General features: G+C 73.1%; 16 protein-coding genes and 1 pseudogene. 11 read left to right on the plus strand and 6 right to left on the minus strand.

Going from position 1 to position 22,831, the window contains the following annotated elements; genetic code table 11:
• Positions 1-141: 141 nt before the first annotated feature.
• The 5 genes from WN71_RS10770 to WN71_RS10790 all read left to right on the plus strand — a co-directional run bounded on the left by WN71_RS10770 (position 142) and on the right by WN71_RS10790 (position 8,143).
• Positions 142-1,836 (plus strand): thiamine pyrophosphate-binding protein, encoded by a 1,695-nt coding sequence (locus WN71_RS10770; protein ID WP_046586560.1) that lies wholly within the window; start codon positions 142-144, stop codon positions 1,834-1,836.
• Between the two features lie 11 nt (positions 1,837-1,847).
• Positions 1,848-3,080, plus strand: coding sequence for a formyl-CoA transferase (gene frc / locus WN71_RS10775; RefSeq protein WP_046586526.1), 1,233 nt, complete (start codon positions 1,848-1,850; stop codon positions 3,078-3,080).
• 4 nt (positions 3,081-3,084) lie between these two features.
• Entirely contained in the window at positions 3,085-5,229 is a 2,145-nt protein-coding gene (locus WN71_RS10780; RefSeq protein ID WP_046586558.1) for an acetate--CoA ligase family protein, read from the plus strand.
• Positions 5,230-5,352: 123 nt separating this feature from the next.
• The gene (locus tag WN71_RS10785; RefSeq protein ID WP_046586525.1) at positions 5,353-6,729 is read left to right on the plus strand and encodes an MFS transporter; all 1,377 of its coding nucleotides are present in this window, start codon (positions 5,353-5,355) and stop codon (positions 6,727-6,729) included.
• 1 nt (position 6,730) lies between these two features.
• A complete protein-coding gene (locus WN71_RS10790; protein WP_206300058.1) occupies positions 6,731-8,143 on the plus strand; it encodes an OFA family MFS transporter in 1,413 nt (470 codons plus the stop codon).
• A gap of 101 nt (positions 8,144-8,244) precedes the next feature.
• Here WN71_RS10790 and WN71_RS10795 read toward each other — a convergent pair whose 3' ends face one another.
• The 4 genes and pseudogenes from WN71_RS10795 to WN71_RS10805 form a co-directional block, all read right to left on the minus strand.
• The gene (locus WN71_RS10795) at positions 8,245-8,922 is read right to left on the minus strand and encodes a GntR family transcriptional regulator (protein WP_046586523.1); all 678 of its coding nucleotides are present in this window, start codon (positions 8,920-8,922) and stop codon (positions 8,245-8,247) included.
• A 217-nt stretch (positions 8,923-9,139) separates the two neighbouring features.
• Positions 9,140-10,087 carry a beta-ketoacyl-ACP synthase III gene (locus tag WN71_RS10800; RefSeq protein ID WP_046586522.1) on the minus strand — a complete coding sequence of 316 codons (948 nt, stop codon included), beginning with the start codon at positions 10,085-10,087 and terminating at the stop codon, positions 9,140-9,142.
• Positions 10,088-10,223: 136 nt separating this feature from the next.
• Positions 10,224-10,376, minus strand: a complete 153-nt coding sequence (locus WN71_RS43435) for an MFS transporter small subunit (RefSeq protein ID WP_420856489.1) — start codon at positions 10,374-10,376, stop codon at positions 10,224-10,226.
• Positions 10,345-11,676: pseudogene (locus WN71_RS10805) on the minus strand (OFA family MFS transporter). Before WN71_RS10805 ends, WN71_RS43435 begins: the two are co-directional and overlap by 32 nt.
• A gap of 242 nt (positions 11,677-11,918) precedes the next feature.
• Between WN71_RS10805 and WN71_RS10810 the strand changes: the two are divergent.
• The 5 genes from WN71_RS10810 to fdhD all read left to right on the plus strand — a co-directional run bounded on the left by WN71_RS10810 (position 11,919) and on the right by fdhD (position 18,763).
• Positions 11,919-12,890, plus strand: coding sequence for a 2-dehydropantoate 2-reductase (locus WN71_RS10810; RefSeq protein WP_046586520.1), 972 nt, complete (start codon positions 11,919-11,921; stop codon positions 12,888-12,890).
• Positions 12,887-14,917, plus strand: coding sequence for a molybdopterin oxidoreductase family protein (locus WN71_RS10815; RefSeq protein WP_240529629.1), 2,031 nt, complete (start codon positions 12,887-12,889; stop codon positions 14,915-14,917). Before WN71_RS10810 ends, WN71_RS10815 begins: the two co-directional genes overlap by 4 nt.
• A 4-nt stretch (positions 14,918-14,921) precedes the next feature.
• Positions 14,922-16,991, plus strand: coding sequence for an NADH-ubiquinone oxidoreductase-F iron-sulfur binding region domain-containing protein (locus WN71_RS10820; RefSeq protein ID WP_046586518.1), 2,070 nt, complete (start codon positions 14,922-14,924; stop codon positions 16,989-16,991).
• Positions 16,992-17,055: 64 nt separating this feature from the next.
• Positions 17,056-17,916, plus strand: coding sequence for a 2Fe-2S iron-sulfur cluster-binding protein (locus WN71_RS10825; protein WP_046586514.1), 861 nt, complete (start codon positions 17,056-17,058; stop codon positions 17,914-17,916).
• A 7-nt stretch (positions 17,917-17,923) separates the two neighbouring features.
• The gene (gene fdhD, locus WN71_RS10830; protein WP_046586512.1) at positions 17,924-18,763 is read left to right on the plus strand and encodes a formate dehydrogenase accessory sulfurtransferase FdhD; all 840 of its coding nucleotides are present in this window, start codon (positions 17,924-17,926) and stop codon (positions 18,761-18,763) included.
• Positions 18,764-18,929: 166 nt separating this feature from the next.
• Here the strand turns inward: fdhD and WN71_RS10835 are convergent, their stop codons facing one another.
• Entirely contained in the window at positions 18,930-19,457 is a 528-nt protein-coding gene (locus WN71_RS10835; protein ID WP_046586511.1) for an isochorismatase family protein, read from the minus strand.
• 340 nt (positions 19,458-19,797) lie between these two features.
• On the opposite strand from WN71_RS10835, the gene WN71_RS10840 reads away from it, so the two are divergent.
• Positions 19,798-21,708 (plus strand): sialidase family protein, encoded by a 1,911-nt coding sequence (locus WN71_RS10840; protein ID WP_046586505.1) that lies wholly within the window; start codon positions 19,798-19,800, stop codon positions 21,706-21,708.
• Between the two features lie 72 nt (positions 21,709-21,780).
• Here the strand turns inward: WN71_RS10840 and WN71_RS10845 are convergent, their stop codons facing one another.
• The gene (locus WN71_RS10845; RefSeq protein ID WP_046586504.1) at positions 21,781-22,806 is read right to left on the minus strand and encodes a bile acid:sodium symporter family protein; all 1,026 of its coding nucleotides are present in this window, start codon (positions 22,804-22,806) and stop codon (positions 21,781-21,783) included.
• Positions 22,807-22,831 lie beyond the last annotated feature (25 nt).

Here is a 22,831-nt window from a genome sequence, read left to right on the forward strand (position 1 = left end):
AAAGTGCCGCACGCCCCCTGGACACCACCCACCGGATGCGGGATAACAAGCTTCATACAGTATTCGTCGACTGTATGCAATGTACCGCGAGCGCCGCTCCCACCCCCTACGAAGGGACAGGACTCCGTCATGCCCGATGCCATGCCTGACGCCGGCCGCGACCAGAACGACGAGCTCATCTCGGGTGGACACCTCGTCGCCAAGGCACTCAAAGCGGAGGGGGTGGAGGTCATCTACACCCTGTGCGGCGGCCACATCATCGACATCTACGACGGCTGCGTCGACGAGGGCATCGCGGTCGTCGACGTACGCCACGAACAGGTCGCCGCCCACGCCGCCGACGGCCACGCGCGGCTCACCGGCACCCCCGGCTGCGCGGTGGTCACCGCCGGACCCGGCACCACCGACGCCGTCACGGGTGTCGCCAACGCCTTCCGCGCCGAGTCCCCGATGCTGCTCATCGGCGGCCAAGGAGCCCTCACCCAGCACAAGATGGGCTCGCTCCAGGACCTGCCGCACGTCGACATGATGAACCCGATCACGAAGTTCGCGGCGACCGTGCCGGACACCGCGCGCGTCGCGGACATGGTGTCCATGGCGTTCCGCGAGTGCTACCACGGCGCGCCCGGACCGTCCTTCCTGGAGATACCCCGCGACGTCCTCGACGCCAAGGTGCCGCTGTCGCGGGCGCGGGTGCCCAAGCCGGGCGCCTATCGCGCCTCGACCCGCTCGGCCGGCGACCCGGCCGCCGTCGAGCGCCTCGCCGACCTGCTGACGCACGCCGAGAAGCCGGCGATCCTGCTCGGCAGCCAGGTGTGGACGACCCGCGGCACCCGGGCCGCGATCGACCTGGTGCGCGCCCTGAACCTGCCCGCCTACATGAACGGCGCGGGACGCGGCACCCTCCCGCCGGGCGACCCGCACCACTTCCAGCTCTCCCGCCGCTACGCCTTCTCCAACGCCGACGTCATCGTGGTCGTCGGCACGCCCTTCGACTTCCGCATGGGCTACGGCAAGCGCCTCTCCCCCGCCGCGACCGTCGTGCAGATCGACCTCGACTACCGCACCGTCGGCAAGAACCGCGACATCGACCTCGGCATCGTCGGCGACGCGGGCGCGGTCCTCGCCGCCGTCACCGAGGCGGCCTCCGGACGGATCAACGGCGGCGCGGCGGGGCGCAAGGAGTGGCTGGACGAGCTGCGCGCCGCCGAACAGGCCGCGCTCGACAAGCGGTTGCCGCAGCTGCGGTCCGACGCCACCCCGATCCACCCCTACCGGCTGGTGAGCGAGATCAACGACTTCCTCACCGAGGACTCGATCTACATCGGAGACGGCGGCGACATCGTCACCTTCTCCGGACAGGTCGTCCAGCCCAAGTCGCCCGGCCACTGGATGGATCCGGGGCCGCTCGGCACCCTCGGCGTCGGCATCCCCTTCGTCCTCGCGGCCAAACGAGCCCGCCCGGACAAGGAGGTGGTCGCCCTCTTCGGCGACGGCGCCTTCTCCCTGACCGGCTGGGACTTCGAGACCCTCGTCCGCTACGACCTGCCGTTCGTCGGGATCGTCGGCAACAACTCCTCGATGAACCAGATCCGTTACGGCCAGGCCGCCAAGTACGGCAAGGAGCGCGAACGGGTCGGCAACACCCTCGGCGACGTGCCGTACGACCAGTTCGCGCGGATGCTCGGCGGCCACGGCGAGGAGGTCCGCGATCCGGCAGACATCGGCCCGGCGCTGCGCCGGGCCCGCGAGTCCGGCAAGCCGTCGCTGATCAACGTCTGGGTCGACCCGGACGCGTACGCACCCGGAACCGTGAACCAGACGATGTACAAGTGAGGTGAACGCCCATGACCACCAAGGCCCTCGACGGCATCCGCGTCCTGGACATGACCCACGTGCAGTCCGGTCCCTCCGCGACCCAGCTGCTGGCCTGGCTCGGCGCGGACGTCGTCAAGCTGGAGGCGCCCTCCGGCGACATCACGCGCCGGCAGCTGCGCGACCTCCCGGACGTCGACTCCCTCTACTTCACGATGCTCAACTGCAACAAGCGCAGCATCACCCTCAACACCAAGACCGAGCGCGGCAAGGAGCTCCTCACCGAGCTGATCCGCCGCTCGGACGTCCTGGTCGAGAACTTCGGGCCGGGCGCCGTCGACCGCATGGGCTTCACCTGGGACCGCATCCGGGAGATCAACCCGCAGCTCGTCTATGCCTCCATCAAGGGCTTCGGCCCGGGTCCGTACACCGGTTTCAAGGCGTACGAGGTCGTCGCGCAGGCGATGGGCGGGTCGATGTCGACCACCGGCTTCGAGGACGGGCCGCCGCTCGCGACCGGTGCCCAGATCGGCGACTCCGGCACCGGCGTGCACGTGGTGGCGGGCATCCTCGCCGCGCTCTACCAGCGCGAGCACACCGGGCGCGGGCAGCGGGTGAACGTGGCCATGCAGCACGCCGTGCTCAACCTGTGCCGGGTGAAGCTGCGCGACCAGCAGCGCCTCGCGCACGGCCCGCTCGCCGAGTACCCGAACGACGACTTCGGTGACGAGGTGCCGCGTTCGGGCAACGCCTCCGGCGGCGGACAGCCCGGCTGGGCGGTCAAGTGCGCGCCGGGCGGCCCCAACGACTACGTGTACGTCATCGTGCAGCCCGTCGGCTGGCGGCCGCTCTGCGAACTGATGGGCCGCCCCGAACTCGCCGAGGACCCCGAGTGGGCGACGCCCGAGGTGCGGCTGCCGAAGCTCGGCAAGATGTTCCAGCTGATCGAGGAGTGGTCCTCGCACCTGCCCAAGTGGGAGGTGCTGGAACGGCTCAACGCCCACGACGTCCCGTGCGGGCCGATCCTGTCCACCAAGGAGATCATCGAGGACGCCTCGCTGGCCGCCAACGGGATGGTCGTCACCGTGCCGCATCCGCGGCGGGGCGAGTTCGTGACCGTCGGCAGCCCCCTGAAGCTGTCCGACTCCCCGGTGGAGGTGACGGCCTCGCCGCTGCTCGGCGAGCACAACGCGGAGATCTACGTCGGCGAACTCGGCCTCGGTGACGAAGAGTTGCGCCTGCTGAAGTCGAACGGGGTGATCTGAGGTGATGTCGGAGGACCGGACGGTCACGGTACGCGCGCTGCTGGACGCGGTGCGGGGCGAGGGCCGTACCTCGCTGACCGCCCCCGAGGGCAAGGTGATCGCCGAGGCGTACGGGATCGCCGTACCCGGCGAGGAGTTGGCGCGGGACGTCGAGGAGGCGGTCGCGGCGGCGGCGCGGTTCGGCGGGCCCGTGGTCCTGAAGATCGTGTCGCCGGACATCCTGCACAAGACCGAGGCGGGCGGGGTCGTCGTCGGCGTCGAGGGCGCCACGGACGTGCGCAACGCCTTCCGCGCGATCGTCGCCAACGCCCGCGCCCACGACCCCGCCGCCCGCATCGAGGGCGTGCAGGTGCAGGAACTGCTGCCGGCCGGGCAGGAGGTGATCGTCGGCGCCGTCACCGACCCGACGTTCGGGAAGGTCGTCGCGTTCGGGCTCGGCGGGGTGCTGGTCGAGGTGCTGAAGGACGTCACCTTCCGGCTGGCGCCGGTCACCGCCGACGAGGCGCTGTCGATGCTGGACTCGATCCGTGCGGCCCAGGTGCTGCGCGGGGTGCGCGGACAGGCCGGGGTGGACCGCTGGGCGGTCGCCGAGCAGATCCGCCGGGTCTCCCAACTCGTCGCGGACTTCCCGGAGATCGCCGAGGTCGACCTCAACCCGGTGATCGCGACGCCCGAGGGCGCCCTCGCCGCCGACATCCGGGTGATCCTCGCCGAGCGGCAGCCGCCGCCCCGCCGGACGTACACCCGCGACGAGATCCTCGGCTCGATGCGCCGGCTGATGCAGCCGCGGTCGGTGGCGGTGATCGGCGCGTCGAACGAGGCCGGGAAGATCGGCAATTCGGTGATGCACAACCTCGTCGACGGCGGCTTCGCCGGGGACATCCACCCGGTGAACCCGAAGGCCGACGACATCCTCGGGCGCAAGGCGTACGCGAGCGTCGCGGACGTGCCCGGCGAGGTGGACGTGGCGGTCTTCGCGATCCCGGCGCGGCTGGTGCCCGCGGCCCTGGGGGAGGTGGGGCGCAGGCGGATACCGAACGCCGTGCTCATCCCGTCCGGGTTCGCGGAGACCGGCGAACACGCCCTCCAGGACGAGATCGTGGCCATCGCCGAGCGGCACGGCGTCCGGCTGCTCGGGCCCAACATCTACGGCTACTACTCCACTTGGCACGACCTGTGCGCCACCTTCTGCACGCCGTACGACGTCAAGGGCCCGGTGGCGCTGACCTCGCAGTCGGGCGGCATCGGCATGGCGATCCTGGGTTTCGCCCGCACGACGCGGACCGGGGTGTCGGCGATCGTCGGCCTCGGCAACAAGTCCGATCTCGACGAGGACGACCTGCTGACCTGGTTCGGCGAGGACCCGCACACCGAGTGCATCGCGATGCACCTGGAGGACCTCAAGGACGGCCGCGCGTTCGTGGCGGCGGCCCGCGCGACCGTGCCGCGCAAACCGGTGGTGGTGCTCAAGGCGGGCCGTACGGCCGCCGGGGCGCGGGCGGCCGGCTCGCACACCGGGGCGCTCGCCGGGGACGACAAGGTCTACGACGACATCCTGCGCCAGGCGGGCGTCATCCGGGCGCCCGGCCTCGCCGACATGCTGGAGTACGCCCGCGCGCTGCCCGTCCTGCCCACCCCGCGCGGCGACAACGTCGTGATCATCACCGGCGCGGGCGGCAGCGGGGTGCTGCTGTCGGACGCGGTGACGGACAACGGCCTGTCCCTGATGGAGATCCCGCCCGACCTCGACGAGGCGTTCCGCCGGTTCATCCCGCCGTTCGGGGCGGCCGGCAACCCGGTGGACATCACCGGGGGCGAGCCGCCGTCGACGTACGAGGCGACGATCCGGCTCGGCATGGAGGATCCGCGGGTCCACGCGCTGGTCCTCGGCTACTGGCACACGATCGTCACGCCTCCCATGGTGTTCGCGGAGCTCACCGCGCGCGTGGTGGCCGAGTTCCGCGAACGCGGCGTCGAGAAGCCGGTGGTGGCCTCCCTCGCCGGTGACGTGGAGGTCGAGGAGGCCTGCCAGTACCTCTTCGAACGGGGCGTCGTGGCGTACCCGTACACGACGGAACGGCCGGTGGCCGTGCTCGGCGCGAAGTACCGCTGGGCGCGCGCGGCGGGGGCCTTGGGGGGCGGTTCATGAGGTGAGAGACGCGGGGGCGGGCCGACGGTGCGCGTCGGCCGGCCCCGGGACCCGTGCGCGCACGAAAGGCAACGGACAGGGGGCGCTGGCCAGTTCTTTCGACGCAAGGGGTGCGAAGCAGTCATGACGATGACCGAGTGTCCGGGGCCCGTCGCCGCCAGGGAGGTGACGGACCGGCACGGCCGCGTGTACCGCATCGGGGAGACCGACGACGATCTCCTGGGCCGCGCACGCGGGTGGATGGCCGCCCTGCCCTGGACGGGCACGGCGGGGATCGGCGCCGCCGAGGCCGCGTTCGCCGCGGCGGCGGCTCCGCCGCACGGGACCGGGTGGTGGGGCGACGGGCGCCTGTGGTGGCCCGCGGGCGTGTGGCTGGTCTGCCGGGCGGCCGTGGCGCTGCCCGCCGGCCGGCTGCGGGAGCGCGGACGGCTCCCCGCGCGGGCGGCGGTGCCGGTCGGGGCGCTGGTGGCGCTGCTGTGCTGTCCGGCCGTGGCGTTCGCGCCGCACGCCCCCGCCGCGCGGGCCCTGTTCGCGGTGGGCGGCGGCCTCGCCGCGGGCCTGGTGCAGGCGACCTGTGTGAGCACGGCCGCCAAGTGGCATCCGGAGCGGCGGGGCGCGCGGACCGGCCTCGTGGCCGGCGGACTCACCTGCGGGGCCGCCCCGTTGGTGCTGCTCGCCGTCGCCGGACCGGACCCGGGCGGCCACCGTACGGCATGGGTCGCGGCGGGCGCCGCGCTGTGCCTGCTGGTGGCCGCGGCCGGGCGGGAGTTGCGGGACCCACCCCCGAACTGGTGGCCCGCGCACGCCGATCCGCGCCGGGTCCCGCGCGATCCGCGCGAGCGCCGGGCACGGGCGAAGAATCCGCCCGCGGTACGGCAGTTCGGCCCGCGGGAGGCGATCCGCACGCCCGCGCTGTGGCTGATGTGGTGCGTGCTGGGCACGGCCGGTGCCGGCGTCCTCGGAGCCGCCGTCCGGGTGGTGTCCGGCGCGGGCGGGGAGTTCGGCGGCCGGACCGTCGCGGCCGCGGTGTGCGGGGCGGTCCTCGCCGCGGGGCTCGGCGGCGCGCTGTTCGGACGGCTCTCCGACGGCCTCGGCCGCCGTACGGCGCTGGTGGCCGCGTGTCTGCTGCCGGCCGCGGCCGGGTTCGCCCCGGCGGCCCTCCCCCGGGGCGGCGGCACCGCGCTGTTCCTGTGCTGCGCGGCGCTGTCGGGTCTCGCCGGCGGGGCGGTGGGGCCGCTGCTGGCCGCGATGACGGCGGACTGCTTCGGCGAGAACGCCCTGGCGTCCGTGCACGGCGTCGTCCGCACCGCGGGGCTGCTCCCCGGCCTCGCCGTATGCGCCCCGGGCACGGTCGCCGGGGCAGAAGGGCACCTCGGCGTGCTCATGGGCTGTGCCGGCCTGCTCGCGGCGGCACTGGCCACCTTCCTCAGGGCGCCGGGCGGACACCGGATCCGGCGCATCGTCCCCAACCCGCATCCGCTCGGCGAGGAGATGGCGTGACATGACCGCAGAACCCATGGCAACCGGCAGCAGTTCACCGGCCGAACCCGGCGCCGCCGGCCGCACCTACCGCGAAGTGACCGACGTGCACGGGCGCGTCTACCGGGTCGGCGAGACCGACCGCGACATCCTCGGCCACTCCCGCTCCCTGATGATGTGGCTGCCCTGGCTCACCATGATGGCCATCAGCGTCTTCGAGTACGCGTACGGCTCCGCGGAGGACACCCTGTCCGACGCGCACGGCTGGACGCAGAGCAACACCTTCTGGATCCTCAGCGTCTGGGTGTTCTTCCAGGCCGGCATCGCCTTCCCCGCGGGCTGGCTGCGCGAGAAGGGCCTGCTGACGGCGCGCGCGGCGATGTTCACCGGCTCGGCGCTGTGCCTGGTCGGCTTCCTGTCCCTGTCGCATCTGCACAACGTGCTGCTGGCGATCCTCGGCTTCGGCGTGGTCGGCGGCATCGGCGCCGGGCTGATCTACGCGACCTGCATCAACATGGTCGGCAAGTGGTTCCCCGAACGGCGCGGCGCCCGCACCGGGTTCGTCAACGGCGGCTTCGCGTACGGCTCGCTGCCGTTCATCTTCATCTTCAACTACGCCTTCGACACCGGCAATTACCACACGGTGCTGGACCTGATCGGCTGCTACATCATGATCGTCGTGTTCGCCTCCGCGTTCTTCTTCAAGGACCCGCCGAAGAACTGGTGGCCCGCGGACGTCGACCCGCTGAAGTACGCCGCGGCGGCCCGCGGCACGACGGCGGCGGCTTCGAAGAACCCGCCCGCGGTACGGCAGTTCACGCCGAAGGAGGCCATCAGGACCGGGATGCTGCCACTGATGTGGGTGTCCATCGTGATGACCGCGGGCGTGTCGATCTTCGGCATATCGTTCCAGGTCGACTACGCCAAGGACGTCGGCTTCGGCCCGCTGGTGGCCGCGTCCTCGATGGGCGTCATGGCCGTCATCAACGGCGTGGGGCGCGGCGCGGTGGGCTGGCTGTCGGACCGGTGGGGCCGCAAGCCGACGCTGGTGTTCGTCATCGTCGTGCTGGGTCTCGCCCAGTTCGGGGTGATCCTCGCCGGTGAGATGAAGAGCGAGTGGCTGTTCCTGGCCTTCGCCTTCCTCTCCGGCTTCGGCGGCGGCGCGTTCTACCCGATGTTCGCGGCGCTGACGCCGGACTACTTCGGGGAGAACTACAACGCCACCAACTACGGCCTGGTGTACAGCGGAAAGCTGATCAGCGGCCTGTTCGGCGGCGGCCTCGGCTCCATGGTGGTCGCGGCCTGGGGCTACAACGGGGCCTACGCGCTGGCGGGCGGGGTCTCGATGGTCGCGGCGGCGATCGCGCTGCTGCTGCGGCAGCCGGGGCACGCCGCCGGCGCCGTACCGCCACCGCGGGCCGCCACGACGGGCTGACCGCCGCGCCTTCCCCCGCGGCCCGCACCCCTCTCTCCGCGGCCCGTACGTCCCCCCGCGGCCGGTCACCCGGCCGTGGGGGGACGGTCGTCCGGGGCGGGTCAGGACGGGTCGCGGTCCAGGTAGGAGCGGCGGGTGTGTTCGGTGTGCTCGCGCATCAGCTCGGTGGCGCGCTGCTCGTCGCGGGCCTCGATCGCCGCGATGAGCGCGCGGTGCTCGATCCACGACTGGTGGCCGCGCTGCCGGGCGACCGGGGTGTAGTACCAGCGCACCCGGCGGTCGACCTGGGCGGCCAGTTCGGCGAGGACGGCGTTGCCGGCCAGTTCCATGACGGCGGCGTGGAAGCGGGCGTTGAGGGCGACGGCGGTCTCCACGTCGTCGTCGGCGACGGCCCGCTCCCCCTGCGCGCACAGCTCGCCCAGCGCCTCGATGCCGGGGCGGCCCGCGTTCGCCGCGGCGAGGCGGGCCGCCTCGGCCTCCAGCAGGGTGCGGACGGTGAGGAGTTGGTCGGCCTCCGCCTCCGTCGGCTCGTGCACGAACGCGCCCTGCGCGGGCCGCAGATCGACCCAGCCCTCGGTGTTCAGCCGTTGCAGCGCCTCGCGCACGGGCTGCCGGGAGACCCCGAGATGCCCGGCGAGCTCGCTCTCCACGAGGTGCTGGCCGGGCCGAAGGGCGCGGGTGGTGATGAGTTCGAGCAGCGCCTCGTAGACGCGGTCGCGCAGCGGGCCGGGACGTTCGAGTCTGGGCACCGCACCCTGCGGCAGTCCGGTCGACAGCATCGGTCCCCCTCCTGGGCGACGCCGGTGGGCCGCGGCCGGGCGGCCGGTGTCGCCAAAGGCCAGTATCGATTGTCTTTCGTCTACAGTCTACGGCGCACCGGCGGGGCGGGCGGCGTCTCCCGCGTCACACTCGGGGGGCACGCCCCACGGGCTGAGGGGGCAGGCATCACGGGCCCGGGGGGCAGGCATCACGGGCCCGGGGACACACGCCACTGGCTCAGGGGCAGCGGACGACCTGGCCGGCGTACGACAGGTTGCCGCCGAAGCCGAACAGCAGCACCGGGTCGCCGGTGGAGATCTGGCCCTGCTCGACGAGCTTGGAGAAGGCGAGCGGGATGCTGGCGGCGGAGGTGTTGCCGGACTCGGTGACATCGCGGGCGACGACCGCGTTGACCGCGCCGATCTTCGTGGCGAGCGGCTCGATGATCCGCAGGTTCGCCTGGTGCAGCACGACGGCGGCGAGGTCCTCGGGCGCGAGCCCGGCCCGCTCGCAGGCGCGGCGGGCGATGGGCGGCAGCTGGGTGGTGGCCCAGCGGTAGACGCTCTGGCCCTCCTGGGCGAACCGCGGCGGGGTGCCCTCGATGCGCACGGCGTGCCCCATCTCGGGTACGGAGCCCCACAGCACCGGGCCGATGCCGGCGTCCTCGCCGGGCCGGGCGGCCTCGACCACGGCGGCGCCCGCGCCGTCGCCGACGAGGACGCAGGTGGTGCGGTCGCTCCAGTCGGTCACCTCGGACATCTTGTCGGCGCCGATGACCAGGGCGCGCGTGGCGGCACCGGCCCGCACCGTGTGGTCGGCCGTCGCGAGCGCGTGGGTGAAGCCCGCGCAGACCACGTTGATGTCCATCGCGGCGGGCTGCGGCACGCCGAGCCGGGCGGCGACCCGGGCGGCCATGTTCGGGGAGCGGTCGATGGCGGTGGAGGTGGCCACCAGCACGAGGTCGATGTCGCCGGGGGCGAGCCCGGCCGCGGCGAGCGCCTTGGCGGCGGCGTGCGCGGCCAGCTCGTCGACGGGCTCGTCCGGGCCCGCGATGTGCCGCGTGGTGATGCCGACCCGGGACCTGATCCACTCGTCGCTGGTGTCGACCATGCCCGCCAGGTCCTCGTTGGTGAGTACCTTGGCGGGCTGGTAGTGGCCGACGGCGGCGATGCGCGAGCCGTTCATGGGGGTCCCCCTCGGTGCCTTGTGTAGCGGGATCCACCAGTCTTGTCAGTGACTCGCGGGTACGGCGGCAGGTGATGCCACAGGAAACGGGCGTCCGTCTTGTCGGCTTCCGTCAGACTCTCGGACGCCCGAACATTCACCCCGTGAACAACTGTGTCGCCTTCTGTACGAGCTCGTAGACGCCGTAGACCAGCGGTGCCCCCACCCAGAGCCAGGCGAAGGCGACGAGGGGACGGCGGTCGGGGCCCGCTGCGGGCTCAGGCGGACTCGGGCTGCTGTCGGACGACATCGGCTGCCTCCCTCGGTGCGGGGACGTGATGGCGGGGGTGGACGGGCCGGACGAACTCGTTGGCGATCAGGCCGACGACGAGCAGTCCGATCATGATGCCGAACGACAGCGTGTACAGGGACGCGCCCGACCTGCCCGCGTCCTTCTGCCGGTCGGCGATCCAGTTGACGATCAGCGGGCCGAGCACGCCGGCCGTGGACCAGGCGGTGAGCAGCCGGCCGTGGATCGCGCCGACCTGGTGGGCGCCGAAGAGGTCCTTCAGATAGGCGGGCACGGTGGCGAACCCGCCGCCGTAGAACGACAGGATGACGAGCGCGCACAGCACGAACAGCGGCTTGGACGCGTCGCCGAACAGGGCGAGGACCAGGTACATGAGCGCGCCGGCGCCCAGGTAGAGCCGGTAGATGTTCTTGCGGCCGATCAGGTCGGAGGTGGAGGACCAGCCGATGCGGCCGGCCATGTTGGCCGCCGAGAGCAGGGCGACGAACCCCGCGGCGGCGGACGCGGAGACGGGGGCCGAGCTGTCCGCGAAGAAGTCCGTGATCATCGGGGCGGCCTTCTCCAGGATGCCGATGCCCGCGGTGACGTTGGTGCACAGCACGATCCACAGGCACCAGAACTGCGGGGTGCGCAGCGCGCCGGCGGCGGAGACCCGGACGCCGGTGACGGCGGCGGGCCCGTCGGCGGCGGCCTCCTGCGGCCGCGGGACGCGCACGAGCAGCACGCCGAGCGACATGAAGACGGCGTACGACAGTCCGAGGACGAGGAAGGCGAGGGCGATCCCCGAGTGGCCGGTGCCGAAGGAGGAGAGCATCTGCGCCGACCAGGGCGAGGCGATCAGGGCGCCGCCGCCGAAGCCCATGATGGCGATGCCGGTCGCCATGCCGGGACGGTCGGGGAACCACTTGATGAGGGTGGACACCGGGGAGATGTAACCGATGCCGAGGCCGATGCCGCCGACGAAGCCCTAGCCGAGGACGATCAGCCAGTACTGCTTCGTCTCGGCGCCGAGCGCGGAGATCAGGAACCCGGAGGAGAAGCAGACCAGTGCCACGGTCATCGCCCAGCGCGGGCCGTTGCGTTCGACGAGCGTGCCGCCGAACGCGGCCGACAGGCCGAGCATCACGATGGCGAGCTGGAAGGGCAGCGCGCTCTCGGTACCGGTGAGGTGCAGCGCCGATTCGAGGGGCGGCTTGAACACGCTCCAGGCGTAGGCCTGGCCGATGGCGAGATGGACGGACAGGGCGGCCGGGGGGACGAGCCAACGGCTCCATCCCGGGGGTGCGACGGGAGGGCTCATGATCCCGGACGGTAGGCAGCGGCACGGAAGTTGAGAAGCGGACCGTCGACCGTATGCGGTGAGCGGTATGCGGGCTGCGGTGAACGGTCGACAGGAAGGCGCGCGGGTCGACAGGAAGCCGCGCACGGATCGGCAGGAAGCCACGCGCGGACCCTTGCCGCCCTCACCGCCATACTGTAGACAATATTCAGTCGACAGTGTTCGGCGGTTCCTCGGTACCCTCGACCGAACGGAGCTCCGCTGTGAAAGTCGCAGTCCTCGGCGCCGGTGCGATCGGCGCCTATGTCGGCGCCGCGCTCCATCGCGCGGGCGCCGACGTGCATCTCATCGCCCGTGGACCGCACTTGGCGGCCATGCGGCGGAACGGCGTCCACGTGCGCAGCGCACGCGGCGACTTCACCGCCCGTGTGCACGCCACGGACGACCCGGCCGAGGTCGGCCCGGTCGACCATGTCTTCCTCGGCCTGAAGGCGACCTCGTACGCGGCGTGCGGGCCGCTCGTCGAGCCGCTGCTGCACGACACCACGGCGATCGTCGCCGCCCAGAACGGCATCCCCTGGTGGTACTTCCACCGGCACGGCGGCCCGCACGACGGCCGGCGCGTGGAGAGCGTCGACCCGGGGGGCCGGGTCAGCGCGGTACTGGCCCCCGAACGCGCCGTGGGCTGCGTGGTGTACGCGGCGACCGAACTCGAAGCGCCGGGCGTCGTACGGCACTTGGAGGGGACCCGGTTCTCCGTCGGCGAGCCCGGCCGCGAAGTCTCCGCGCGCTGCGAGCGGTTCGGCGAGGCCATGCGGGCGGGCGGACTCAAGTGCCCCGTAGAACCCGATCTGCGCAACGACATCTGGCTCAAGCTGCTCGGCAACATCTCGTTCAACCCGATCAGCGCCCTGGCCCGCGCGACCATGCGGCAGATGTGCCTGCACGGGGGCACCCGCCAGGTCATCGAGACGATGATGCGCGAGACGCTCGCCGTCGCCGAGGCGCTCGGCTGCGAGGTCGGCGTCTCGATCGAACGGCGGCTCGCGGGGGCGGAGAAGGTCGGCGACCACCGCACCTCCACGCTCCAGGACCTGGAGCGCGGCAGGCCGCTGGAGCTGGACGTCCTGCTCGCGGCCGTCGTCGAACTCGCGGAGATCACCGGCGTCGAGGTGCCCACCCTGCGCACCGTGCACGCCATCTCGGACCTGCTGGCACTGGGGAGCGCGGCATGAAGGAACCACGGACGGACGGGCGGACGGGCGCGGGACGGACCCCGCGCACGGACGTACCGGCCGGCACAGGGCAGACCCCTCGCACGGACGGGCGGACCGGTCGGCGGGGGCGGGGCCGTGCCCCGCAGCCGTACACCCGGCTCACCCACCCCCTGGTGCGGGACGCCCGCGACGAGCCCTTCCGGCGGGCCGGCTGGGACGAGGCCCTCGACCGGGTGGCCCGCGAACTGGCCCGCGCCCGCGGCGCGTTCGGGATGTTCTCGTGCGCCCGCGCCACCAACGAGATGAACTACGTGGCGCAGAAGTTCGCCCGGGTCGTGATGGGCACCAACAACGTCGACTCCTGCAACCGGACCTGCCACGCGCCCAGCGTCGCCGGGCTGTCCGCGGCCTTCGGCTCCGGCGGCGGCACGTCGTCGTACGAGGAGATCGAGCACACCGACGTCATCCTCATGTGGGGCTCCAACGCCCGCTTCGCGCACCCGATCTTCTTCCAGCACGTGCTGAAGGGCATCCGGGGCGGGGCCCGGATGTACGCCGTCGACCCGCGGCGCACCTCCACCGCCGAGTGGGCGGAGAGCTGGCTCGGCCTCGACGTCGGCACGGACATCCCGCTGGCGCACGCCATCGGGCGGGAGATCATCCACGCGGGCCTGGTCAACGAGGCGTTCGTCGCGCGGGCGACGTCCGGGTTCGAGGAGTACCGCGCGCTGGTGGAGCCGTGGACCCTGTCCCTCGCGCAGAAGGTGACCGGTGTACCGGCGCGCGCCATCCGGGAGTTGGCGCACGCCTACGCCCGCGCCGAACGGGCCCAGCTGTGCTGGACGCTCGGCATCACCGAGCACCACAACGGCACCGACAACGTGCGCGCGCTGATCAACCTGTCGCTGCTGACCGGTCATGTCGGGCGCTACGGCGCCGGGTTGCAGCCGCTGCGCGGGCAGAACAACGTGCAGGGCGGCGGCGACATGGGCGCGATACCCAACCGGCTGCCGGGCTTCCAGGACATCCTCGACCCGGTCGCCCGCGAGAAGTTCGAGTCGGCGTGGGGCGCCCCCGTCGAGCCGCACTACGGCCTGAACCTGACCGAGATGTTCGAGGCGATGGAGGAGGGCACGCTGCGGGCCGTGTACTGCATCGGGGAGAACCCGGCGCAGTCCGAGGCCGACAGCGAACAGGCCCTGCGGCGGCTGCGGGCGCTGGACTTCCTCGTGGTCCAGGACATCTTCCTGACCCTGACGGCGGAGCAGGCGCACGTGGTGCTGCCCGCGACGGCGGGCTGGGCGGAGACCGAGGGGACCACCACCAACAGCGAGCGGCGGGTGCAGCGGGTGCGGCGGGCGGTCGTCCCGCCCGGCGAGGCCCGCGAGGACATCGACATCCTCTGCGACCTGGCGGCCCGGCTCGGCCACCAGTGGAAGTACGCGGACGCCGAGGCCGTCTGGAACGAACTGCGGTCCCTGTCGCCGGACCACCACGGGATGACGTACGCCCGTCTGGAGGAGCACCAGGGCATCCAGTGGCCGTGCCCGAGCCCGGACCGGCTCGAACCGGGCTTCCTGCACGGCCGGTTGTGGGAGAGCGACCCCGGGCTGCGGGGCAGGCGCGCGCCGTTCGGGATCGTGCGGCACGATCCGCCGGTCGATCTCACCGACGACGCCTACCCGATCCGGCTGACCACCGGGCGCCGCCTCGACTCCTACAACACCGGGGTGCAGAGCGGCGGTTTCGCCTCCCCGCTGCGGCGCGGCGAGTACATCGAGCTGAGCCCGGAGGACGCCGAGCGGTACGGCGTCGTGGTCGGCGAGCGGGTCCAGGTGGCCTCGCGGCGGGGCGCGGTGGTGGCGCCGGTGTGGGTCGATCCGGCGCTGCGGCCCGGACTGGCCTTCATGACCATGCACTTCCCCGACGAGGTGGACACCAACCAGCTCACGATCGAGGCCAACTGCCCGATCGCGGGCACGGCGGAGTTCAAGGCGTCGGCGATCCGGATCGACAAGCTGCCCGTTGCCACCGTCGTGAGGTGAGGTCGTGGATCTGCGTTTCGGGGACAGCAAGCCGACGGACGAGGAACGGGACGCCGTGGACGCCCTGTTGGGGCCGCCCGAGTCGTCCTGGGAGGGCGGCGGGGACCGCGCGGGCGATCTGCGGTGGGCGCGTGGCGGGCGCGAGGCGCGCGAGCGGCGCGATCTGCTGCTGCCGGGGCTGCACGCGATCAACGACCGGATCGGCTGGATCAGCGAGGGCGCCCTCGCCTATCTGTGCCGCCGCCTGACCGTGCCGCCCGCGGAGGCGTACGGGGTGGCGACCTTCTACTCCCTGTTCGCGGTCCGGCCCCGGCCCACGACGGTGCTGCACGTCTGCACGGACCTGGCGTGCCTGACGGCAGGCAGCGCGGGGCACGGCCGGGCGGGCGAACCGGCCGGCACGGGGCACGGCGGCACCGACGGACCGGGCCACGCGACGCACGACGGCACCGACGGACCCGGCCACGCGACGCACGACGGCACCGACGGACCGGGCAACACGGCGCACCACGGCACCCACGGACCCGGCGACACAGCGCACCACGGCGCCCACGGACCCGGCCACACCCCGCCGCACCCCGTCGCCCCGGGGCGAGAGCTCCGCGGCGGCGAGGAGCTGTGCGTCGCCCTGCGTGACCGGCTCGGCCCCGGCAGCGGCGTCGACGTGCGGCCCAGCCCCTGTCTCGGCCTGTGCGAGCGCGCCCCCGCCGTGCTGGCGGTCCGGGCCGGGGACCCGGTGCGCACGGCGGTGGCGGCGCCCGCCGGCGTCGACGCGGCCGTGCTCGCCGCGACCTCCCCCGGCGCCGCGCCCGAGGAGCCGCCCGCCGCGCGGGCCGTGCCCCAGGCCGGGCAGGACTCGCTCGTGCTGCTGCGCCGGGTCGGCGTCGTCGACCCGGCCTCCCTCGACGACTACCGCGCGCACGGCGGCTACGCGGCGCTGCGCCGCGCCTTCGCGCTCGGCCCCGCCGGGGTGATCCGCGAGGTCACCGAGTCGGGTCTGGTCGGCCGCGGCGGCGCCGCGTTCCCCACCGGCCGCAAGTGGCAGGCGACGGCGGCCCGGCCCGAGCGCCCGCACCACCTGGTGTGCAACGCCGACGAGTCCGAGCCGGGCACTTTCAAGGACCGCGTCCTGATGGAGGGCGACCCGTACGCGCTGATCGAGGCCATGACGATCGCCGGGTACGCCGTCGGCGCGCACCACGGCTGGCTCTATCTGCGCGGCGAGTACCCGCGCGCGCTGCGCCGCCTGGAGCACGCCCTGACGCAGGCACGGGCGCGCGGCTTCCTCGGCGACGACGTGCTCGGCCAGGGCTACGCCTTCGACATCGAGATCCGGCGCGGCGCGGGGGCGTACATCTGCGGCGAGGAGACGGCGCTGTTCAACTCCATCGAGGGCCGACGGGGCGAGCCGCGCGCCAAGCCGCCGTTCCCCGTGGAGCAGGGCCTGTTCGGCAGGCCGACCGCCGCGAACAACGTCGAGACGCTGGTCAACGTCCTGTCGGTGCTGACCATGGGCGCCCAGCGGTACGCGGCGATCGGCACCGGCCGCTCCACCGGGCCGAAGCTGTTCTGCGTGTCGGGCAGCGTGGCGCGGCCGGGCGTGTACGAGCTGCCGTTCGGGGCGACACTCGGGGAGCTGCTCGCGCTCGCGGGCGTGCGCGACGGGTTGCGCGCGGTGCTGCTCGGGGGCGCGGCAGGCGGCTTCGTACGACCGGACGAGCTGGACCTGCCGCTGACGTTCGAGGGCACCCGGGAGGCGGGCACCACGCTCGGCTCGGGGGTGGTGATGGCCTTCGACGACCGCGTGCCGCTGCCCCGGCTGCTGCTGCGGGTCGCGGCGTTCTTCCGCGAGGAGTCGTGCGGGCAGTGCGTGCCCTGCCGGGTCGGCACGGTCCGCCAGGAGGAGGCGCTGCGCCGGCTCGCGGACCGCGCGGGCGGCGCGTCGGCCGAGGGCGACATCACGCTGCTCAGGGAGGTGGGCCGGGCGATGCGGGACGCCTCGATCTGCGGTCTGGGCCAGACCGCGTGGAACGCCGTGGAGTCCGCTCTCGACCGGCTGGGGGTGTACGCGTGAGCGCCGTGCCGCCGTACGTGAGTGCCGTGGAGCCGTATGGGCCACGAGGACCGGAGGTGTCCGTATGACCGCCGTACCGCTGGGGATTCCGCGCCGTCTGGTCGAGGTGTCGCTCGACGGGCGGCCGGTGCGGGTGCCCGAGGGGGCGACGCTGCTCGACGCGTGCCGGGCCGCGGGCAAGGACGTGCCGACGCTGTGCCAGGGCGACACGCTGCGGCCGAAGAACGCCTGCCGGGTGTGCGTGGTGGAGGTCGAGGGGTCCCGGACGCTGGTGCCGGCCTGCTCGCGCCGCGCGGAGCCGGGCATGGAGGTGCGGACCGACGGCGAGCGGGTGCGGCACAGCCGCCGGCTGGTCCTGGAGCTGCTCGCCTCCTCCGTCGACCTGTCGACGACACCGGGGGCGGCCGGGTGGATCGAGGAGTACGGCGCCCGCCCCGACCGCTTCGGCCCGGACGCCGCCCGCGTGACGGAGGAGCCCCGCGTCGACAACGAGCTGTACGTGCGCGACTACGCCAAGTGCATCCTGTGCTACAAGTGCGTCGACGCCTGCGGCGAGCAGTGGCAGAACACCTTCGCAATCTCTGTTTGCGGCCGCGGCTTCGACGCCCGGATCGCCGTGGAGCACGACGCGCCGCTGCCCGAGTCGGCCTGCGTGTACTGCGGCAATTGCGTGGAGGTGTGCCCCACCGGGGCGTTGGCGTTCCGCTCGGAGTTCGACATGCGCGCCGCGGGTACCTGGGACGAAACGGCACAGACCGTGACGACCACCGTGTGCGCCTACTGCGGTGTGGGCTGCAACCTCACGCTCCATGTGCAGGACAATGAGATCGTGAAGGTCACCTCACCGCACGACAATCCGGTGACCCACGGAAATCTCTGCATCAAGGGCCGCTTCGGCTACCAGCACGTACAGAACCGGGATTGATCAGGACATGGGACGAGTCACGGAACGACGCAAGGTGATCCGTATCCGCGACGGCGTGGTCTCCAGCCGCCCGGACACCCTGGTCGCGGAGGAGCCGCTGGAGATCCGCCTGAACGGCAAGCCGCTCGCGATCACCATGCGCACCCCGGGCGACGACTTCGCGCTCGCGGCGGGCTTCCTGGTGAGCGAGGGCGTGCTCGGCGGGGCCGCGGACCTCCAGAACATCGTCTACTGCGCGGGCGCGACCGTGGACGGCTCCAACACCTACAACGTGGTGGACGTGCGCACCGCGCCGGACGTCGTGCTGCCGGACATCACCCTCGAACGCAACGTCTATACGACGTCGTCGTGCGGGCTGTGCGGGAAGGCGAGCCTGGACGCCGTCCGCACGACGGCCCGCTGGCCGATCGCCGACACTCCCCCGGTCCGGATCGGGGCCGAGCTGCTCGCGAGCCTCCCCGACCGGTTGCGGGCGGCGCAGCGGGTCTTCGACCGGACCGGGGGTCTGCACGCGGCGGCGCTGTTCTCCGAGGACGGCGAGCTGCTGGACATCCGCGAGGACGTCGGCCGGCACAACGCGGTCGACAAGCTGGTCGGACGCGCGCTCCAGAACGACGGCCTGCCGCTGTCCCGGGTGGTGCTGCTGGTCTCCGGGCGGGCCTCCTTCGAGCTGGCGCAGAAGGCCGTGATGGCCGGGATACCGGTGCTCGCGGCGGTGTCGGCGCCGTCCTCGCTGGCGGTCGACCTGGCCGCGGAGACCGGGCTGACCCTGGTGGGCTTTCTGCGGGGCAGCTCCATGAACGTGTACGCCGGCGAGGAGCGCATCGCCCTGCGGACCGCGGTCTAGGGCCGGTGGGACCTGGGGCCCGCGGCTCGCCGCGCGGCACGGCGGCGGGGCCCGCACGGGCGGGGAGCGCCCCCTGCGCCCGGGGGCCCCGCCGCAGCCCGACTCCGTTCCTGCGCAAGGCACTTCACCCCACCGCGAACGCCACCTCCGGGACGCGCGAGGCACTTCACCCCGCCGCGAACGCCACCTCCGACGCCCGCACCACCGTCCCGAGGCGGGGGAAGTCCAGCCGGACCGACGCCTCGTGCTCGGCCTCGGTGAGCGCCGCCATCGCGTCCTCGGCGAACAGCAGCCCGTAGCCGAGGTCGGCGGCGGCGCGGGCGGTGGACTCCACGCCCATGTTGGTCGCGATGCCCCCGAACAGCAGCGTGCGCACGCCCCGCCGGCGCAGCCGCTCGTCGAGCGGGGTGCCGTGGAACGCGCCGACGGTCCGCTTCACGATCTCGATGTCGCCCTCCCGCCGCAGCCCCTGGACGAACCCGCTGCCGGGCGGCTGCTCCGCGACGCCGGGCCGCTCCACCCGGATCAGGACGACCGGCGCCCCGGCCGCACGGAACGCGGCCGCCAGCCCCTCGGCGGCGAAGAGGACGTCGGTGCCCTTGCGGGGCTCCAGGGGCAGCGCGACGATCCGCTCCATCAGGTCGACGAGGACCAGGGCGGTACGCGCGGGATCGAGTTCCGAGGCTGCGGTCATGACGGAACGTTAGCCGCCGTGAGCCCTCCGTACCCGTATTCCGGATCAACAGGCCCACAAACCGGCCACGTTCGGCCGACCGGGGCAGCCGAGTGCGCACACCTGCGGACTGACACACCGTCACACCCGAGTGGCGCACGCTTCTTGTGAGGCACACAGGACGGCAACTAACGTCTGTGCCGCGCACGTTGGACGTGGGATGTCCGAATGTCAGGCGCGCCGTCGTCGCACGACCGGCGCCGAGCGGACTCCCCGCACCGGAACAGAGCACCGGTACAGAGAACCGGCACAGAGAACCGGTACACGGACGCCTCCGGACGCATGAAGGGCAGGTCGCACCATGCCGTCACCGAGTCTTCGCACCCGTCTCAGATCCCTCCTGACCGCCGTCGCCGCGCTGCTGGCGACGGCCGCGCTGCCGGGCGTCGCGCACGCCGGCACCGCGGGCGACCGGGCCGCCGCCGCGCAGGCCGCGGCCGCCACCGACGCGTCCCCCTTCGAGCAGCAGGTGCTCTTCAAGGCCTCGCAGGACCCCGGCTACGCCTGCTTCCGCATCCCCGCCGTCGTCCGCACCACCGAGGGCACGCTGCTCGCCTTCGCCGAGGGCCGGGTGCTCAACTGCGGCGACGCCGCCGACATCGACATCGTCGTCAAGCGCTCCACCGACGACGGCCGCACCTGGAGCCCGTTGCGGGTGGTCACCCAGGGCGACGGCAACACCCACGGCAACCCGGCGCCGATCGTGGACCGCCGGACCGGACGCGTCCTGCTGGCGGAGACGTACAACACGGGCCGTACGGACGGCGCCAGTTGCTCGGTGCCGTGCGACCGCACCCCGCACCTCCAGTACAGCGACGACGACGGGCTGACCTGGTCCGCGCCGCGCGATCTGAGCGACGAGATCCTGCCCGCCGACTGGAACTCCTGGTACGCCACCGGGCCGGTGCACGGGCTCCAGCTGACCCGCGGGCGGCACGCCGGACGGCTGGTGTTCGGCGTCAACACCGAGACCTGGGACGGCACCCGGGTCACCGCCAACCACGCCGCGCTCATCGTCAGCGACGACCACGGCGCCACCTGGCACGCGGGCGCCACCGACACCTGGCCCATCGCCGACGACGGCACCTGGCGGCAGAAGCCGTCCGAACTGACCCTCACCGAGCGGACCGACGGCTCCCTGCTGGTCAGCGGGCGCGAGCAGGACGGCACCGACCTCGGGCACCGCACCCAGGCGGTCAGCCGCGACGGCGGCGGCAGCTTCACCGCGCCCTTCCGCGACCTGCCCGACCTGTACGCACCCCAGGTCCAGTGCGCGACCCTCGGCATGGACCGGCGCATCCTGCTGTCCTGCCCGGCCGACCCCGACCGCCGCCGCACCATGATGATCCGCTCGTCCTACGACGGCGGGCGCACGTGGGACAGCGTGGACCGCGGCACGGTCGTCACGGCCGACTGGTCCGGCTACTCGGACATGGTGCGGGTGGACCACGACACGGTGGGCCTGGAGTACGAGGCCGGGGCGGTGGCCGCCACCGACGAGATCCGCTTCGCGCGGTTCACCGAGGACTGGCTGCAGGCGCGGCGCGGCCCCGACCCGACGACCGCCGACCGCGCCGCGCACGCCGAGCCGGCGGCGGTGCTCGGCGGGGCCGAGGAGACCGACGGCGTACGCGACGGGGCGCTGGAGTTCGACGGGACCGACGACGCGGTCCGGCTGCCGTACAGCGGCCGGCTGCCGCTCGGCACGAAGGACTTCACGGTGTCGCTGTGGTTCCGCTACTCGGCCACCACCGGGGAGCAGCCGTTCCTGTGGATGGGCGGCATCGGCAGCACCCAGCCGCAGGTGTGGATGCGCGGCGAGCCCGACAGCAAGCGGGTGCGGACGCTGATGACCGTGCGGGACGGGGCCTCCGCCGTGCGGACGGCGTCCGCGGTCACCGCGCTGCCGTACAACGACGGCGAGTGGCACCATCTCGTGGTGCGGCGCGGCGGCGGCCGGTTCAGCCTGTCCGTGGACGGCACGGAGACGTCGGTGGCCGACGTGGCCGGGTCCGTCAGCCGCAACTCGCCGTTCGGCGTGCACATCGCGCAGCGCATGGACAGCCGCGCCTTCCTCACCGGCGCGATCGACGACGTGCACGTCTTCGACCGGGCGCTGACCGACGACGAACTGGCCGACCCGAAGGTGCTGGACTCCCGCGCGGACACGGTGCTGTGGCTGCCGCTGGACCGGGTGCGGGGCGGCGACTGAGGCCGCGGGAGGCCCGTGTCGGCGCGGTCGCGGCGGACCCACCCATGTCGGCGCGGTCGCGGCGGGCCCGTGTCAGCGCGGTCGCGGGCCCGTGACCACCGCCGCGCGGGACGCCTCGGACGGGGCCTCGCCCGTGACCGGGCCGTCCGGCGACGGCAGCGGGTCGCGGGCACGGCGCTTCGCGATGACCGCGCACACCATGAGCTGCATCTGATGGAAGAGCATCAGCGGCAGCACCGCGAGCGAGGCGTGCGCGCCGAACAGCACGCCCGCCATGGGCAGCCCGGAGGCCAGGGACTTCTTGGAACCGGCGAACTGGATGGCGATGCGGTCCTCGCGGCCGAAGCGCAGCGCCTTCGCGCCGTACCAGGTCAGGGTGAGCATCACGCCGAGCAGCAACGCCTCCACGAGGAGCAGGGCGCCGAGCCGGGCCGGGCTGACCCGGTGCCAGATGCCCTGGACCATGCCCTCGCTGAAGGCCGTGTAGACGACGAGCAGGATGGACCCGCGGTCGACGTACCCGAGCACCTTCTTGTGCCGGGTGACGAAGGGGCCGACGAAGCGGCGCAGCAGCTGCCCGGCGGCGAACGGCACCAGCAGCTGGAGCACGATCTTCACGAGCGCGTCGGTCGAGAAGCCGCCGCCGTCCCCGCCGATCAGCACCGCCGCGAGCAGCGGGGTGACGACGATCCCGACCAGCGAGGAGAAGGAGCCCGCGCAGATCGCCGCGGGCACGTTGCCGCGGGCCATCGAGGTGAACGCGATCGACGACTGCACGGTGGAGGGGACCACGGTCAGGAAGAGCAGACCGGTGTAGAGGTCGTGGCTGAGCAGCGCGGGGACCAGGCCGCGGGCGGCGAGGCCGAGCAGCGGGAAGACCAGGAAGGTGCAGGCGAGCACCGTGCCGTGCAGCCGCCAGTGCCGCAGCCCGTCCAGCGCCTCGCGGGTGGAGAGCCGGGCGCCGTAGAGGAAGAACAGCAGGGCGATCGCCACCGTGGAGGCGGCGGAGGCCACGTCGGCACCGGTGCCGCGGGCGGGCAGCAGCGCGGCGAGGCCCACCGTCCCGAGCAGCAGCAGGATGTACGGGTCGATCGGCATCCGACGCGGGCGGCGCAGGCGTATC

This window comes from Streptomyces mangrovisoli, assembly GCF_000974985.2.
Taxonomy (GTDB): Bacteria; Actinomycetota; Actinomycetes; order Streptomycetales; family Streptomycetaceae; genus Streptomyces; species Streptomyces mangrovisoli.

Coding starts and splice junctions, on each gene's coding strand:
- WN71_RS10795 (WP_046586523.1), bottom strand. CDS start 8,922: ATGCTGTCGACCGGACTGCCGCAGGGTGCGGTGCCCAGACTCGAACGT.
- WN71_RS10825 (WP_046586514.1), top strand. CDS start 17,056: ATGACCGCCGTACCGCTGGGGATTCCGCGCCGTCTGGTCGAGGTGTCG.
- WN71_RS10845 (WP_046586504.1), bottom strand. CDS start 22,806: ATGCCGATCGACCCGTACATCCTGCTGCTGCTCGGGACGGTGGGCCTC.
- frc (WP_046586526.1), top strand. CDS start 1,848: ATGACCACCAAGGCCCTCGACGGCATCCGCGTCCTGGACATGACCCAC.
- WN71_RS10770 (WP_046586560.1), top strand. CDS start 142: ATGCCTGACGCCGGCCGCGACCAGAACGACGAGCTCATCTCGGGTGGA.
- WN71_RS10780 (WP_046586558.1), top strand. CDS start 3,085: ATGTCGGAGGACCGGACGGTCACGGTACGCGCGCTGCTGGACGCGGTG.
- WN71_RS10785 (WP_046586525.1), top strand. CDS start 5,353: ATGACGATGACCGAGTGTCCGGGGCCCGTCGCCGCCAGGGAGGTGACG.
- WN71_RS10800 (WP_046586522.1), bottom strand. CDS start 10,087: ATGAACGGCTCGCGCATCGCCGCCGTCGGCCACTACCAGCCCGCCAAG.
- fdhD (WP_046586512.1), top strand. CDS start 17,924: ATGGGACGAGTCACGGAACGACGCAAGGTGATCCGTATCCGCGACGGC.
- WN71_RS43435 (WP_420856489.1), bottom strand. CDS start 10,376: ATGTCGTCCGACAGCAGCCCGAGTCCGCCTGAGCCCGCAGCGGGCCCC.
- WN71_RS10835 (WP_046586511.1), bottom strand. CDS start 19,457: ATGACCGCAGCCTCGGAACTCGATCCCGCGCGTACCGCCCTGGTCCTC.
- WN71_RS10840 (WP_046586505.1), top strand. CDS start 19,798: ATGCCGTCACCGAGTCTTCGCACCCGTCTCAGATCCCTCCTGACCGCC.
- WN71_RS10815 (WP_240529629.1), top strand. CDS start 12,887: ATGAAGGAACCACGGACGGACGGGCGGACGGGCGCGGGACGGACCCCG.
- WN71_RS10790 (WP_206300058.1), top strand. CDS start 6,731: ATGACCGCAGAACCCATGGCAACCGGCAGCAGTTCACCGGCCGAACCC.